This window comes from Curtobacterium sp. MCSS17_016 (genome assembly GCF_003234255.2).
Classification (GTDB): domain Bacteria; phylum Actinomycetota; class Actinomycetes; order Actinomycetales; family Microbacteriaceae; genus Curtobacterium; species Curtobacterium flaccumfaciens.
Genome location: NZ_CP126254.1, coordinates 1,249,280 through 1,263,877 on the forward strand (window position 1 = coordinate 1,249,280; position 14,598 = coordinate 1,263,877).

A 14,598-nucleotide genomic window follows, 5' to 3' on the forward strand; every position below is an offset into this window, starting at 1 on the left:
TCGCCCGCACCCCCGGTCAGGCCGCCGTGCGCTCGCGGCCGCCCACAGCCGCCTGCACCCGCTGCTCGAACGCCTCGAGCTCGTCGACCATGGCCGGTGCGACCCAGGCGCGGTCACGGCGTCGACCGGTGACCGGACGGAGCACTCCCGCCAGCACCAGGTCGTGGGTGACGCGCTCGACCTCGTCGGTGGTGAGCAGGGTGTCCAGGTGCGCTTCGGTCAGGACGGGGTCGTCGGCGAGCGCACGGCCGACGACGGCGTGCGGGCCCGAGGCGCAGGGGCCGACGGACCGATCGGCGTCGTGCTCGGCGAGCAGCAGGGCGCTCAGCGTCGCCTCGTCGCACACCGTCCCGATCGCCAGGGCCAGGTCGACCACGAACCCGGTGACCTTGCCGTCGCGGTACTGCTCGAGGTGCCGGAAGTACCGCCGCCGATCCGCCGCGAGCGCGGTGGCCACCGGTGCCGTGACCGTGGTCGTCACCCCGCGACGCCGGAGCAGGGCACCGATCAGCGCGCGCCCGATCCGACCGTTGCCGTCGGTGAACGGGTGGATCGACTCGAACTGCGCGTGGGCGATCGCGGCCTGGGCGATCGGGTGCAGGTCCACACGGTGCACGAACGCGAACAGGTCGGCCATCAGCGGTGCCACGAGCTCGGGCGGTGGTGGCACGTACACGGCATCGCGGGGCGTGGCACCGCCGCCGATCCAGTTCTGCACGTCGCGGTACCGGCCGGCGTACCGTCCGTCCACCGGGTCGTCGCGCATCAGCAGGCGGTGCGCCTCGAGCAGGGAGGCCTCGGTGACGGTGCCCGAGTCCGCTCCGGACACCAGGTGCTCGACGGCGCCGCCGGCCCGGACGACCGCGGTGGCACCGGCGTTCGCCCGGATGCCGACGAGGGCCCGTGCCAGGTCGTCGATCGACGCGGACTCGTCCTCGATCCGCGACGACGCCACGGCTTCGGTCCGGCCGAGCACGGACCCGAGCGGCGCGAGCCGGGAGCCGTGGTGGACGTCGAGGGCGCGCAGGGCCGTGGCGCTCCGGTCGAGCAGCGCGACGGTGTCGTCGTCGGGCGTCCACCGAGCCCTCGCGATGGACGGGGCCAGCGACACCCGCACGGTGGTCACCAGCCGGTCGTCACGGCACCCGCGGACGGTGCTCCGCCACGGTCGCTCGCTGCGTTCGTGCGTGGGCCAGGTGTCGCTCCGGTGTGCCATCCCGCGACGGTAGAGCCACCCGGACGCTCGACGCCAGGAATCGGTATTTCGCCCGCTCGCCGCCTGCCGCCGCCTGCCGCCGCGGGCCCGCCCGCGCACCGCGCCCCGCGTACCGTTGGTGCCATGAGCAACTCCTTCGCGATCACCGGTGCCCACGTCGTCCCCGTCTCCGCTCCAGCCTTCGACGGCGGCGCGGTCGTCGTCGAGGACGGCCGGATCACCGCGATCGGTCCGGACGTCTCCCCGCCCGAGGGGATGACGGTCATCGACGCCGCGGGTTCGTGGCTCGTCCCCGGCTTCGTCGAGGCACACGGCCACCTCGGCATCCACGAGGAGGCCAACGGCGAGGCCGGCAACGACACGAACGAGATGACCGCCCCGAACATGGCCGGCGTCCGCGCGATCGACGCGATCGACATCGACGACGAGGGCTTCCGGGACGCCCTGGCCGGCGGGATCACGAGCATCGTCGTCAAGCCCGGCTCCGGCAACCCGATCGGCGGTCAGAGCGTCGCCATCAAGACCTGGGGCGGCCGGACGATCGACGAGCAGCTCATCTCCGACTCGGTGAGCGTGAAGAGCGCCCTCGGCGAGAACCCGAAGCGCGTCTACGGCGGCAAGGGCCAGACGCCCTCGACCCGGCTCGGTGTCGCGAAGATCATCCGCGACGCCTTCGTGGAGGCGCAGAACTACCAGGCCGCCCGCGACGCCGCAGCCGCGAAGGACGAGCCGCTCGCCCGCGACCTGACGAAGGAGACGCTCGTCCGGGTGCTCGACGGCGAGCTCGTCTGGGACCAACACACCCACCGCCACGACGACATCGCCACCGCGATCCGCCTGTCCGAGGAGTTCGGCTACCGCCTCGTCGTGAACCACGGCACCGAGGCGCACAAGATCGCCGACGTGCTGGCCGCCAAGGACATCCCGGTCATCTACGGCCCGCTCTTCACCAGCCGCTCGAAGGTCGAGCTCCGCGACCGCGGCATCCCGAACCTCGCCACCATCGCGGCCGCCGGGGTCCGGGTCGCCATCACGACGGACGCGCCGGTCGTGCCGATCAACATGCTCGTCGACCAGGCGACCGCCGCCGTGAAGGAGGGCCTGCCCGCCCAGACCGCACTCGAGGCGCTCACCGTCAACCCGGCCGAGTTCCTCGGGTTCGGGGACCGCGTCGGTCGGCTGGCCGAGGGCTACGACGCCGACCTCGTGCTCTGGGACGGCGATCCGCTCGACGCGACCAGCCGCGCGACGCGCGTCTGGATCGACGGCAAGCCCGTCTTCACGTGGACCGACGGAGCGGGCGTCACCACCCCGCGCTGGTAGCGGGTGCAGAGCCGGGAGGCCCGGATCGCGACGTGCCTGCGGGTCGCGATCCGGGCCTCCAGGCCGTTGCGCCGGGGGCGCCGCGTGCTCAGACCTCGCGCGCCAGCAGGAAGTCGTTGATGCGCGTCGTGAGCTCGGCGTCGATCGGCCGCGCGTCGCCGTTCACCGAACGGATCGGCGCAGCCTGCCGCACGCTCGACACGAGCCAGAGCGCGTCCGCCGCCGCCAGGTCGGCGAGGGTGACGAGTTCGTAGGCGGTCTCGATGCCCTCCTGCTCGGCGAAGCGGAACACGTCGGCCTGCGTCGTGCCGGCCAGGATCCCGATGTCGGTGCGGGGCGTGACGAGCCGGTCGCCGACCTTCATGATCAGGTTGGCGCGCGTGCCCTCGAGCACGTAGCCGTCGCTCGAGACGAACAGGGCGTCGTCGGCGCCGCGGCGGACGGCTTCGCGCAGGGCGGCCATGTTGACGCCGTACGACAGCGTCTTCGCGCCCTGCAGCAGCCACGGCGAGGTGCGCTCGACGTCGTGCCGGTACCCGCGGTCCAGGACCACGACGGAGATGCCCTCGGTACGTGCGGCCGTGGAGTCGCCCGACGGCGCGGCGTAGACCCACCCGGTCGGGCGGTCGGTGCCCTCGACGCCGCGGGTCAGGACGGTCTTGGCGAAGGCCTCGCGCACCGGGTCGAGGCGGGCGCAGACGGCCTCGATGGCCTGGCGCCAGGCCTCCGGGTCCGGGGCGGGCAGGTCGAGCATCGCGGCGGAGCGGCCGAAGCGGGCGAGGTGCGCCTCGAGGGCCTGGGGCCGACCGTCGATCACCGTGATCGTCTCGAACACGCCGTCGCCGCGCGTGACGCCGAGGTCCTGCACCTGCACGTGCTCCTCGAGCGGCTTCGCCCAGGTGAAGGCGTCGGCCGCGGGGTCGTGCGGCGCGGCGTCGCGGGAGGGCTGGTTGAGGACGGCGAGCACGGTTTCGGTCATGCGTCCATCCAACCGCAGCTCAGCCGGCTTCGGGCAGCGCGCCCAGCAGCTTCCACACGGCGGGCGTCAGCTCGGGGTGCTGCAACGCGATCCGGCGCAGCCGGTGGTACTCCTCGCCCAGCCTGGTGCCCTGCCCGGACGCCGGGTGGCTCGACCACTGCGCGTGCCGCTTGCCGATCGCCTCGTCCAGGTCGACGGCGTCCGCACGCAGGATCAGCACGACCTGCTCGTCGACGGTGGGGAGCGTCGGCATGAACTCCCACGGGTCCTCGCCCTGACGGCTCCGGTGCTCGACGAGCATCGAGATCTCCTCGGCGGCCTCGGCGCGCAGCACTTCGAGGCTGCGCCCGGTCCTGCGGGGCTCAGCCATGGTGCCCCCGCAGCACGCCTGCCATGGGAAAAGCGTACGACACTCCATCGGTCACACTGGACGCGTGACCCTTCGCGACGAGAGCAAGTCCCAGCATCCCCGGGTGGTGGTCGTGTACCTGCTGCGCGACGGCGAGGCAGGCCCCGAGGTCCTGCTGGGGGAGAAGCGCCGCGGCCTCGGCACGGGCCGTCTGGTCGGCCCCGGCGGCAAGCGCGAGCCCGGCGAGTCGGCGGTCGAGACCGCCGTGCGCGAGGTGCGTGAAGAGGTCGGCCTGCGGATCGACGCGGTCGACCTGGAGGCCCGTGGCACGTTGGACTACCGGTTCCCGTACCGACCGTCCTGGTCCCAGGTCTCGGACGTCTTCGTCTGCCGCCGCTGGCAGGGAGACCCGTCGGGCTCCGACGAACTGGAGCCGCGGTGGATCCCCGTCGACACCGTGCCCTACGACGCGATGTGGGACGACGCCCGGTACTGGTTGCCGGGGGTGCTCGCCGGGGGCAGCGTCCGTGCGCGGTTCACGTTCGCCGAGGACGACGCGACGGTCGCCGGGTTCACCGGGACGGGCGTCGGCGTGGGCGTGGGTGAGTAGCTGCTTGCTGCTTGCTGCTTGCTGCTAGCGCGGCTGCTGGGTGCGGGTGCTGCCGGTGCGCGCTTCCTCGGCGGCGGCCATGACGTCGGCGTCGCCGCTCCGGCCACCCAGGGGCCGCACGAAGAAGTCGATGATGCCGACGACGATCGCGCCGATCATCGAGAACATCGCCCACCCGACGAACAGCCCGGCGGTGCCGCGGCCGTCGGCGGGCGCGAGCAGGACGCTCGCGGCGTAGAAGCCGACCGTCATCACGAGGAACACGACGACGACGGTGATGAGGACGCGGTGCCAGGTGATGCGCGGGTTCATCCGATCAGGATACGCGTCAGCGGTCGGCGTGCTTGCCGTGCTGCGCCGCCGCCGGTCGCGGTTCCTTCCGGTTCGCGGGGCGCTGCACGGCGATGCGACCGGTCGGCGTCGCATCCGGCTCCAGGCCGTCGCGACCGCCGGTGAAGACGTCACCGCCGGTGCGGTCGTCCTCCCAGTCGTCGTCCCGCAGCACGCTCAGGGTGCCGGTCTCGGTGGAGGTCAGGCCGTGGCGCTCGAGCTCGGCGTCGCGCTGCCCGCCGAGGAACTCGCGGTTGGCGGTGTTGGCGTCCTGGAACATCGTGGTCCGGCCGGTGACGATCGCGCGGATCCGTCGGCGCTCCCACCACTTCTTGCCGAAGTACATCAGCACCAGGCCGGCCGTGGCGTAGCAGGCCATCGTGATCAGGCCGCGAGCCGGACCGGGGCCGACGCCGTAGACCTGGTGCTTGATCATGTCGACCATGCTCGAGCCGACGACGACGTTGTTCAGCCAGGCGAAGGGCTCGGGCATGAACCACTTCGGGTAGGCGCCGCCGGATGACGGCATGGACAGGAAGACGAAGCAGATCATCGCGGGTGCGGCGATGAACCGGCCGACGAAGTAGCTCAGGCCGTTGACCGCCAGGCCGATCGCCACGATCCAGCCCCAGGCGATGAGCACGAGCTGGATCCAGTGCCCGTGGATGGCGCCGAGCACCGGCCCGGCGAGCGTGTTCGTGATGAGCGAGATGACCAGGCCGCCGACCACGATGACCGTCATCCGGGTGCGGTGCCGGAGCGGGCCGCCCATGATGCCGATGAACATCGCGACCATGTAGCCGCCGATGCACCACGCGAGCATGACGTACATCGCGACGGTGCCGTACTCGTCCCAAGCGGGCAGGGGTGCGAGCTCGGTGACCTTCGGGGTCGCCACGCCCAGGCCGGTCAGTACCGCGGTGAGGGTGGCCGGGACGAGGCTCGCGACCTGGAACTGGTGCGCGCTCGCCTTGAAGAACTCGTTCGCGGCGGGGTCGTACGCGACCGCCATGGATCCGCCGACCACGTCACGCTTCGCCTGCGCGAGCGAGTCGTACGTGTGGAACACGAACTCGCCGGGCAACGCCTGCTGCACCGCCTGCACGAACGCCGGGTCACTGCCGATCAGGGCGATCGGGACGTCGTGCGGGTGCGGGGCGTGGAACGCGAAGACGTAGCACAGGCAGAACCCGACGATGAAGAACAGCGGCATCCAGAGCTGCAGGCCGATCAGCTGGAGCGACGGGTGCAGGGTCGAGTACCACCGGCGGTAGGCACCGTGCTGCTGGGGTGCCGGCACCGGGGCCTGTCGCCGGGGTCCCGAACGCGTGTGCCCGGCGACCTTGCCACCACGACGCGGCCTGGTCCCACGTGCGGAGGGCCGGGTCCCGCGCGGCTTCGGCGGCGTGGGACGGGAACCGCCGGGGCGCTCCGGTCCGTCGTCGTTCCTGGGGACGTCGTTCCGCGGCGTGCTCACTCGGCGCTCTGCTCCTGCTCTCGATCGGAGCGCCAGGATACGCCCGGGGTGCTCAGGAGCGACTGCGCGACGCCTGCGCCGAGTCCATCGCGAGCTCTTCCGCGTCGAGGGTCACGAGCACGCGGCGCATGACCTCCTCGTCGAGGTTCCCCTTCTCCCGCTCCTCGAGCACGATCTCGCGGCGCCGGTCGAGGAGCTCGCGGCGGATGTCCTGGATCTGCGAGCCACGCAGGCGCAGTGCGACGTTCCGCCCCTCGTCCTCTTCTTCCTCGGCGTCCTGACGGAACGTCTCGGCCTGGCGCTCCAGCCGCGCCTTCAGCCGGTTCACCACCGAGTCGACGGCTTCCGAGCCGTACTGCTTCGCCCACGCCGGACGCCGTTTCTCGAGCAGCTCGATCGCGGCCTCGGTGGTCCGCTGGTTGAGCCGCATCTCGCTGCGCACGTCCTCCTCGCCCTCGGCCGGGTCCTGCACCTTGAGCGCGCGGATGACGAAGGGCAGGGTGAGTCCCTGCAGCAGCAGGGTCCCGACGGTGACGAAGAAGGCGATGATGAAGATGGTGTCCTGCGCCGGGATCTGCGTCGGGCTCGCCACGACCGACACGGCTGCGGCAAGGGTCACCACGCCGCGCATGCCCGTCCACGAGATGACGGTGAGCTCCCGCCAGTTGAGCTTCGGCTCCGCGGAACCGCGCATCCAGCGCAGCGACGGGTGCCCGCGGGACAGCTTGATCCGCAGCGGCCGGAGCCACTTCCCGTTGAACCGGTTGCGCGCGTAGGACTCGAACACGAACAGCGGCCGCACCAGGATCACCACCGCGAGCACGACGGCCGCAGCGGTGAGCGTCTGCCCGAGGCTCCGCTCGCTCTCGACCAGGTCCTGCACGACGGTGTTGAGCTGCAGGCCGATGAGCGCGAACACGAAGCCCTCGAGGATGACATCGATGCTCGTCCAGAGCGGGCGCTCCTGCAGGCGGGTGGCGTAGCCCTCCTTCGGCGAGTTGTAGCCGATGTACAGGCCGGCCGTGACGACCGCGATGACCCCGGAGCCGGACAGGTCCTCGGCGAGGATGTAGGCGACGAAGGGCAGCAGGATGCTCATGATCGTCTCGACCACGGGGTCGTTGATGCGCATCCGGATCCAGTGCACGACGACGCCGAGCACGATGCCGACGACCAGACCGACGCCGATCGCCAGGCCGAAGATGCCGAGGTCCTGCCAGATGGTCAGCGACGTGCCCGCGATGATGAGCGTGAACACCCGCACCAGGGTCAGCGAGGCCGCGTCGTTGATCAGGCTCTCGCCCGACAGCACGGTCATGACACGGCGGGGGAGTCCGAGCTTCCGGCCGATCGCGGCGGCGGACACCGCGTCCGGCGGGGCGACGATCGCGCCGAGCAGGATCGCCGCGGGCAGCGTCATGTCGGGGATGAGCAGGTACGCCACCCCGCCGACGACCAGGGCGGTGACGATCACCAGGAAGATGCCGAGCCGTCGGATCTGCTTGATCGAGCCGCGGAAGCTCTGCCACGACACGTCGAGGGCCGCCGAGTAGAGCAGCGGCGGCAGGATCACCGTGAGGATGACCTCGGAGTCGATCTCCATCGGCGGCAGCCCGGGCAGGAACGAGGCGGCCAGGGCGACCGCCGTGACGAGCAGTGGAGCGGGGAGTCCCTTGGCCCGGGCGAACCCCGTCACCGCGAGCGATCCGATCAGCAGGATGAGGAGCTCAGCGGTGTCCATGGACGCATTCTCCCATCGGCATGGTTCCGAAGCTGAACGAGTGTGAAGCTGCGGTGAACAACAGGTTGCCGATCAGGTTTGCTCGAAGGGCCGACGCCTGGGACACTTGCCCGCGGTGGACATCACACTCATAGTCGTCCTGGTCATCGCGTTGGCCCTCTTCTTCGACTTCACAAACGGTTTTCACGACACCGCCAACGCGATGGCGACCCCGATCGCGACCGGCGCCATGAAGCCCAAGGTGGCGGTCACCGTCGCTGCGGTGCTCAACCTGGTCGGTGCGTTCCTCAGCACCGCCGTGGCGACGTCGATCTCGCACGGGTTGATCAACGAGGGGCCCGGTGGCGTCGCCATCAGCCCCGAGATGATCTTCGCGGGCCTGATCGGGGCAGTCGTCTGGAACATGATCACGTGGCTCCGCGGGCTGCCGTCGTCGTCGTCGCACGCGTTGTTCGGCGGGCTCATCGGTGCCGCGATCGTCGGTGCCGGGTTCCAGTCGGTCAACTACGTCGCGCTGCTGACGGTGGTGATCATCCCGGCGTTCGCCTCGCCCGTGATCGCCGCGCTCGTGTCGTTCCTGTCGACGCGCATCGCGTACCGGATCACGAAGCGTCCGGTGTTCCCGAACGAGCGTGGCGGGTTCCGCATCGGGCAGGTCTTCACCAGCTCGATGGTGTCCCTGGCGCACGGTACCAACGACGCGCAGAAGACGATGGGTGTCATCACACTGACCCTCATCGCCTCGGGCGCGCAGTCGTCCAACCAGGGCGTGCAGTTCTGGGTCGTCGTCGCCTGTGCCCTCGCGATCGCCCTCGGTACCTACACGGGCGGTTGGCGCATCATCCGCACCCTCGGCTCGGGCATCACCGAGATCCGTGCGACGCAGGGCTTCGCCGCCGAGGCCTCGACCGCCGCGACGATCCTCGCCTCCAGCCACCTGGGCTTCGCACTGTCCACCACGCAGGTGTCCTCGGGCTCGATCATCGGTGCCGGTCTCGGCCGCCGCGGCTCGAAGATCCAGTGGTCGACCGCCGGCAAGATCGTCATCGCCTGGTTCATCACCCTGCCCGCGGCCGCCGCGGTCGGTGCGGTCGCTTCGGGCATCGCCCGCCTCGGCGTCATCGGGCTCGTGCTCGACGCCGTGATCGGCGCCGTCGTGATCCTCGGCCTGTACCTGTGGTCGCTCCGCAAGCCGCACGAGCAGGCCTCCGCGATCGAGGTCGACGTCGCCGCGAACGCGGTCCTGACCCGCAAGGAGCTGCGTGACATGCAGCGCAAGAAGCGTGCCGACGCGGTCGCCCAGCGTCGCGCCGAACTGAGCCGCGAGCGCACGCTCCGTCGCATGGCGGCCCGCAAGGGAGGCCGTCGCTGATGGGCATCGACTGGTTCGCATTCCTCACCGTGGCGCTCGTCGCCGTGGTCTCGTCGTGCTTCGTCGTCGCCGTGTACTCGGTCGGCCTCCGTCTCTGGAGTGCCGCCGACACCCGCGAAGGCAAGTTCACCGTGAAGGACGACGGAACGATCGGCCCGGCCACCGCCGGCTTCCCGAACCCCGCCGGAGCCTCGGCGGCCGCACGCGCACTCCGCGCCGCTGCCATCGCCTGCTTCGTCGTGTGCGGCGCCGTCGTGCTCTACGGCATCTACCTCATCGTCCCGCAGTTCCACTGACGGGCACGCTCACTCGTCGCGCGTTCGCCGGGCCCGCCGCGCCCGCTCGCGCGGGCGGCGCGCTTGGTGAGCAGAAGATGTCGAGTCGCCGTCCGTGACCCGACCTCTTCTGCTCACGAAGGGCGCGGGCGGACGGACGGGAGGCCCGTGGCGGCCTGGCACCGGGCCTCCAGGCCGTCGCGGGCGAGCGGGCGAAATGCCGCCGTGCGTGGCTGAAGTGGCCCCGGCATTCCGCCCGCTCGCGCGGGCGGCGCGCTTGGTGAGCAGCAGATGTCGAGTCGCCGTCCGTGACCCGACCTCTTCTGCTCATGAAGTGCGCGGGCGGGCGGACGGAAGGCCCGTGGCGGCCTGGCACCGGGCCTCCAGGCCGTCGCGGGCGAGCGGGCGAAATGCCGCCGTGCGTCGCGAAGGCGACCACTCCATTCCGCCCGCTCGCGCGGGCGGCGCGCTTGGTGAGCAGGAGATGTCGAGTCGCCGTGTGGAACCCGACCTCTTCTGCTCACGAAGTGCGCGGGGGGGCGGACGGGAGGCCCGTGGCGGCCTGGCACCGGGCCTCCCGTCCGTCGCGGGCGAGCGGGCGGAATGCCAGCGTGCGTTGCCGAGGCGACCGCGGCATTCCGCCCGCTCGCGCGGGCACGCCGCCCGCTCCGCCCAGCCCCGGCGCGTTCTCGGACCGGCCGGACGGACGGGACTAGCCTCGACGTGTGACCGGCAACGAGGAGGCACCTGTGACGACGACGACGACGCGGACCGAGAGCGACTCGCTGGGATCACGGGAGGTCCCGAACGACGCGTACTGGGGCATCAACACGTTGCGGGCACTGGAGAACTTCCCGATCACCTCCGTGCCGATCGCCGTGTACCCGGACCTCATCGAGGCGCTCGTCACCGTGAAGCAGGCGGCAGCGCGGGCGAACCGGGCGATCGGTGTCCTCGACGAGGAGCGCGCCGAGGCGATCGACCGCGCGGCGCAGGAGGTCCGTGACGGAGCGCTCCGCGAGCAGTTCGTCGTCGACGTCGTGCAGGGCGGCGCGGGCACGAGCACGAACATGAACACGAACGAAGTGCTCGCGAACCGGGCACTCGAACTCCTCGGGCGGGAGCGGGGCGACTACGCGTACCTGCACCCGATCGACCACGTGAACCGCAGCCAGTCGACGAACGACACGTACCCGACGAGCATCAAGATCGCGATGATCTTCGGGGTCCGTCGTCTGATCGTGCAGCTCGAGGAACTCTCCGCGGCGTTCGCCGAGCGGGGCCGCGCCTTCGCCGACGTGCTGAAGGTGGGCCGGACGCAGCTGCAGGACGCCGTGCCGATGACCCTCGGGCAGGAGTTCACCGGGTTCTCGCACACGATCCAAGAGGACGCAGACCTGCTCCGCAAGGTGATGCCGCTGCTCGCCGAGATGAACCTCGGCGCGACGGCGATCGGCACCGGGATCACCGCGGACCCGCTCTACCGCGACGAGGTCCGCCGGCAGCTGCAGGAGGCGAGCGGCATCGACGTCGTCACCGCCCCCGACCTCATCGAGGCGACGAGCGACGCCGGTGCGTTCATGACCCTGTCCGGCACCGTGAAGCGCAGCGCCGCGAAGCTCTCGAAGATCTGCAACGACCTGCGGCTGCTGTCGTCCGGTCCGCAGGCGGGCCTCGGCGAGATCACGTTGCCGGCTCGCCAGGCCGGCTCGTCGATCATGCCGGGCAAGGTCAACCCGGTGATCCCCGAGGTCGTGAACCAGATCGCCTACGCGGTCGCGGGGGCGGACACCACCGTGACGATGGCGGCGGAGAGCGGGCAGCTGCAGCTCAACGCCTTCGAGCCGATCATCGCCCACTCGATCCTGCAGTCGCTGCAGTGGATGTCCCGCGGCTGTGCGACCCTGCGCGAGCACTGCGTCGTCGGCATCGAGGCGAACGAGGCGAAGCTCGCAGCCCAGGTCGACACGAACGTCGGCGTCGTCACCGCGCTGACGCCGTACATCGGGTACGCGGCGGCTGCGTCGATCGCGCACACGGCGCTGACCACCTCGACGCCGATCTCGACGCTCGTCGTGGCCGCGGGCCTGATGGAGGAGGACCAGGTCATGCGCGTGCTCAGCCCGGCACGGCTGTCGGGCATCGAGCTGGCGACGGGTGCGATCCCGATCATCACCGAGGAGATGCTGGACGCCGAGGCGCGCAAGCGCTGACGCGGGGCGGGCGCGTGCAGGCACACGCGCACGCCGGCACAAGCGCGGGCACGCGCCCACGCACCCGCGACCCCGTCACGGCAGGGGGCGCTCGCCCACCCGCACCTGCTGCGCCATCGCCCGCAGGTGCTCCTCGTTCGGGGTCAGTTCGGCGTCCTCTTCCTCGGCCACCCGCGCGGCCTCGGCCCGCACGTGCTGCGCGGCCGCGATGTCCTGGTCCCGCCAGCGCGCGAGCGTGAAGTTCCGCGTGACGTCCCGCAGCGGCAGCCGGATCGACTCGTCCGCCTCGATGCCGGCGAGCAGCTGCCGCATCCGGATCACCTCGGAGTCGAGCTCCCCGCCGACCACGAGCACGAAGTTCGAGATGTACAGGTACACGAGCAGCAGGATCGCGCCACCGAGCCACCCGTAGGCGCGGTTCCCGCCACCGAGGGTCTCCACGTAGAGGGCGAACCCCACCGTGGCTATGGCCCAGGTCACGATCGCGAACGCGGCACCGGCCGACACCCACCGCAGCTGCGGGGTCTTCACGTTCGGCGTCGCGTAGTAGAGCACCGCCACCATCACGACGAGGTCGGCCGCGAGCACCGGCCACTTCACCACGTTCCACACGTCGTCGATCCAGGGCGCCCACCCGAGCTGCCGGATGACGGCCTCGGAGATCGTCGGCGTCCCGAGCAGGATGACGATGGCGACGGCGCCGCCGACCATGACGAGCAGCGTGACGAGGAGCATCATGCTGCGGAACTTCCAGATCCGCCGGCCCTCCTCGACCTCGTAGGCGGTGTTCATCGCCCGCCCGAACGCCGTCGCGTAGCCGGACAGCGACCAGAGCGTCAGCACGACGCCGATCGTGAACCCGAGCCACGGGTTGTCCAGGGTCAGCAGCTGCCGGAGCGGCCCCTCGAGGTGCTCGGCGGTCTCCGGCCGGACGATGAACCCGAGAACCTCGACGATGTCGGTCAGGCTGTCGCCCTTGCGGTCGACGATCGACAGCGCCGACACGACCGCCAGCGCGGTCGGGAACACCGTCAGCAGCGCGAAGAACGTCAGCGACGCGGCCGCGTCGACGACGCGGTGCCGGATGACCGAGTGGTAGGTGCGCCGGACGACGGCGCGGACTCCCGTCCGCTGGAGGTCGCGCGATGCGCTGTCCGGCATGTGTCGTACGGTACCCGACACGTGACGGCCTGGAGGCCCGTGGCGGGCCCGCCCCGCGCCTCCCGTCCGCCCTTCGGTCGCGTCGCGAGCTCCTGCAAGACACCGGTGTTCACGTTCCGCACCGCGGAACGCGGGTGTTCCACGCGCGAACACCGGTGTCTTGCGGACCCGCACTCGACCGCGGCCCGCGGTCAGTTGGCGTGGGGGTGCAGGGCGTCGTAGCGGCGGAACGAGGGGACCATCCGGAGCAGCAGCGCGACGAGGCCGATGATCAGCACGCCGCCGATGACCGGCGGGTACGCGATGCCGGCCGCGACGACCAGGCCGGCGTACAGGTCACCGAGCCGCGGGCCGCCCGTGACCACGACGATGAAGATGCCCTGCAGCCGACCGCGCATGCCGTCCGGCGACGCCGCCTGCAGGATCGTGTTCCGGAACACCGAGCTGACGTTGTCCGCACCGCCGGCCATGGCCAGGAACAGCGCCGCGAGCCCGAGCGCCGGCAGGATCTCGACGCCGAACGCCTCACCCGAGCGGCCGCCGAGCACGTGCGCCAACGCGATGACCACACCGAACGCCGCGATCGCCCCGCCGTACGCCGTGATGGCCCAGCCGACGGCCTCACCCTGGCGTCGGACGTGCCCGAGCGGCCCGGAGAACACGCTCGACAGCAGCGCCCCGATCGCGTACGCGGCGGTCAGGGTGCCGACGGTGATCGACCCGCCGCCGATGACGAGTGCGCCGATCGCGGGGAACAGCACGCGCGGCTGCCCGAAGGTCATCGCGATGATGTCGAGCACGAACGTCATCGTGATGTTGCGTGACCGCCGCAGGAACTTCGCGCCCTCGATGAGCGATCCGAGCCCCGGCCGCAGTGCGTCGTGGTCGGCGGCCATCCGGGGCAGCGTGAACACCCCGAGGAACGCGAACGTGAACAGCACGACGTCGATCGTGTACGTCGGCGCGAACCCGACGGTCGCGATGAGCACGCCGGCGATCGCCGGACCCACGGTGACCTGGAACCCGGACGCGATCCCGCCCAGGGCGCTCGCCGCGGGCAGCAGGTCGGTGCCGACGAGCCGCGGGACGATGGCCGAGCGGGAGGCGTTGCTGACGGTGGCGGCCACGGCGTTGACCGTCGCGAGCACGTAGAGCAGTGCGACGCTGTGCAGGTCGAGCCAGGCGTGCGTGGCGATCAGGGCGACGGCGACCCACGCGATGATCGACGACACGAGCGCGACGAGGCGTCGGTCGAAGGCATCGGCGAGCATCCCGCCGTACAGGCCGGCGACGATCATCGGCACGAGCGCGATGACACCGACCAGGGCCACGGCGAAGGTCGAGCGGGTGATCTCGTAGACCTCGAGCCCGACGGCGACGGTGGTCATCTGTGTGCCGATGCCGGCGATCGCGGTGCCGGCCCACAGCCGGGCGAAGGCGGGGGAGCGGCGGAGCGGGGTGAGGTCGGCGAGCAGGCGGCGGCGCGGCGGTGCGGGAGTCGATGGTGTCACGGTGGAACCATTCTGCGGGCTGGACGCTCGTTGCGCGTGCC

General features: G+C 71.3%; 13 protein-coding genes. 5 read left to right on the top strand and 8 right to left on the bottom strand.

Going from position 1 to position 14,598, the window contains the following annotated elements; translation table 11 throughout:
• Nucleotides 1–16: 16 nt before the first annotated feature.
• On the bottom strand, nt 17–1,216 hold the full coding sequence (locus DEJ19_RS06010; protein ID WP_284176591.1) for a Fic family protein: 1,200 nt from the start codon (nt 1,214–1,216) through the stop codon (nt 17–19).
• Between the two features lie 123 nt (nt 1,217–1,339).
• Here DEJ19_RS06010 and DEJ19_RS06015 point away from each other — a divergent pair, with 123 nt between their 5' ends.
• A complete protein-coding gene (locus DEJ19_RS06015) occupies nt 1,340–2,539 on the top strand; it encodes an amidohydrolase (RefSeq protein ID WP_111233667.1) in 1,200 nt (399 codons plus the stop codon).
• 88 nt (nt 2,540–2,627) lie between these two features.
• Here the strand turns inward: DEJ19_RS06015 and DEJ19_RS06020 are convergent, their stop codons facing one another.
• Nucleotides 2,628–3,518, bottom strand: coding sequence for an aminodeoxychorismate lyase (locus tag DEJ19_RS06020; RefSeq protein WP_027464735.1), 891 nt, complete (start codon nt 3,516–3,518; stop codon nt 2,628–2,630).
• Between the two features lie 19 nt (nt 3,519–3,537).
• Entirely contained in the window at nt 3,538–3,888 is a 351-nt protein-coding gene (locus DEJ19_RS06025; RefSeq protein ID WP_027464736.1) for a tryptophan synthase subunit alpha, read from the bottom strand.
• 64 nt (nt 3,889–3,952) lie between these two features.
• On the opposite strand from DEJ19_RS06025, the gene DEJ19_RS06030 reads away from it, so the two are divergent.
• Nucleotides 3,953–4,477 (top strand): 8-oxo-dGTP diphosphatase, encoded by a 525-nt coding sequence (locus DEJ19_RS06030; RefSeq protein ID WP_181438017.1) that lies wholly within the window; start codon nt 3,953–3,955, stop codon nt 4,475–4,477.
• A 24-nt stretch (nt 4,478–4,501) separates the two neighbouring features.
• On the opposite strand, the gene DEJ19_RS06035 is transcribed toward DEJ19_RS06030, so the two are convergent.
• From DEJ19_RS06035 to DEJ19_RS06045, 3 genes are all read right to left on the bottom strand, one after another.
• Entirely contained in the window at nt 4,502–4,789 is a 288-nt protein-coding gene (locus tag DEJ19_RS06035; protein ID WP_110864711.1) for a hypothetical protein, read from the bottom strand.
• Nucleotides 4,790–4,805: 16 nt separating this feature from the next.
• Nucleotides 4,806–6,107 carry an ABC transporter permease gene (locus DEJ19_RS06040; protein WP_111233666.1) on the bottom strand — a complete coding sequence of 434 codons (1,302 nt, stop codon included), beginning with the start codon at nt 6,105–6,107 and terminating at the stop codon, nt 4,806–4,808.
• Between the two features lie 229 nt (nt 6,108–6,336).
• Nucleotides 6,337–8,025 (bottom strand): cation:proton antiporter, encoded by a 1,689-nt coding sequence (locus DEJ19_RS06045; RefSeq protein WP_027464738.1) that lies wholly within the window; start codon nt 8,023–8,025, stop codon nt 6,337–6,339.
• 115 nt (nt 8,026–8,140) lie between these two features.
• On the opposite strand from DEJ19_RS06045, the gene DEJ19_RS06050 reads away from it, so the two are divergent.
• The 3 genes from DEJ19_RS06050 (at nt 8,141) to DEJ19_RS06060 (ending at nt 11,885) form a co-directional block, all read left to right on the top strand.
• Entirely contained in the window at nt 8,141–9,397 is a 1,257-nt protein-coding gene (locus tag DEJ19_RS06050) for an inorganic phosphate transporter (RefSeq protein WP_035807670.1), read from the top strand.
• Nucleotides 9,397–9,693: a hypothetical protein gene (locus DEJ19_RS06055; RefSeq protein ID WP_027464739.1), complete on the top strand. Its 297-nt coding sequence runs from the start codon at nt 9,397–9,399 to the stop codon at nt 9,691–9,693. The genes DEJ19_RS06050 and DEJ19_RS06055 overlap by 1 nt, the downstream gene beginning before the upstream one ends.
• A 704-nt stretch (nt 9,694–10,397) precedes the next feature.
• Nucleotides 10,398–11,885 carry an aspartate ammonia-lyase gene (locus DEJ19_RS06060; RefSeq protein ID WP_111233665.1) on the top strand — a complete coding sequence of 496 codons (1,488 nt, stop codon included), beginning with the start codon at nt 10,398–10,400 and terminating at the stop codon, nt 11,883–11,885.
• 75 nt (nt 11,886–11,960) lie between these two features.
• Here the strand turns inward: DEJ19_RS06060 and DEJ19_RS06065 are convergent, their stop codons facing one another.
• Both DEJ19_RS06065 and DEJ19_RS06070 read right to left on the bottom strand, forming a co-directional pair.
• Entirely contained in the window at nt 11,961–13,046 is a 1,086-nt protein-coding gene (locus DEJ19_RS06065) for a YihY/virulence factor BrkB family protein (RefSeq protein WP_110864715.1), read from the bottom strand.
• A gap of 191 nt (nt 13,047–13,237) precedes the next feature.
• Complete coding sequence (locus tag DEJ19_RS06070) at nt 13,238–14,557, bottom strand: MFS transporter (RefSeq protein WP_084741172.1); 1,320 nt, start codon at nt 14,555–14,557, stop codon at nt 13,238–13,240.
• Between the last annotated feature and the right edge of the window lie 41 nt (nt 14,558–14,598).

What these genes read in the sequence shown, in the direction of transcription:
- DEJ19_RS06010 (WP_284176591.1), bottom strand. Translation starts at nt 1,216, where the DNA reads ATGGCACACCGGAGCGACACCTGGCCCACGCACGAACGCAGCGAGCGA.
- DEJ19_RS06015 (WP_111233667.1), top strand. Translation starts at nt 1,340, where the DNA reads ATGAGCAACTCCTTCGCGATCACCGGTGCCCACGTCGTCCCCGTCTCC.
- DEJ19_RS06020 (WP_027464735.1), bottom strand. Translation starts at nt 3,518, where the DNA reads ATGACCGAAACCGTGCTCGCCGTCCTCAACCAGCCCTCCCGCGACGCC.
- DEJ19_RS06025 (WP_027464736.1), bottom strand. Translation starts at nt 3,888, where the DNA reads ATGGCTGAGCCCCGCAGGACCGGGCGCAGCCTCGAAGTGCTGCGCGCC.
- DEJ19_RS06035 (WP_110864711.1), bottom strand. Translation starts at nt 4,789, where the DNA reads ATGAACCCGCGCATCACCTGGCACCGCGTCCTCATCACCGTCGTCGTC.
- DEJ19_RS06045 (WP_027464738.1), bottom strand. Translation starts at nt 8,025, where the DNA reads ATGGACACCGCTGAGCTCCTCATCCTGCTGATCGGATCGCTCGCGGTG.
- DEJ19_RS06055 (WP_027464739.1), top strand. Translation starts at nt 9,397, where the DNA reads ATGGGCATCGACTGGTTCGCATTCCTCACCGTGGCGCTCGTCGCCGTG.
- DEJ19_RS06065 (WP_110864715.1), bottom strand. Translation starts at nt 13,046, where the DNA reads ATGCCGGACAGCGCATCGCGCGACCTCCAGCGGACGGGAGTCCGCGCC.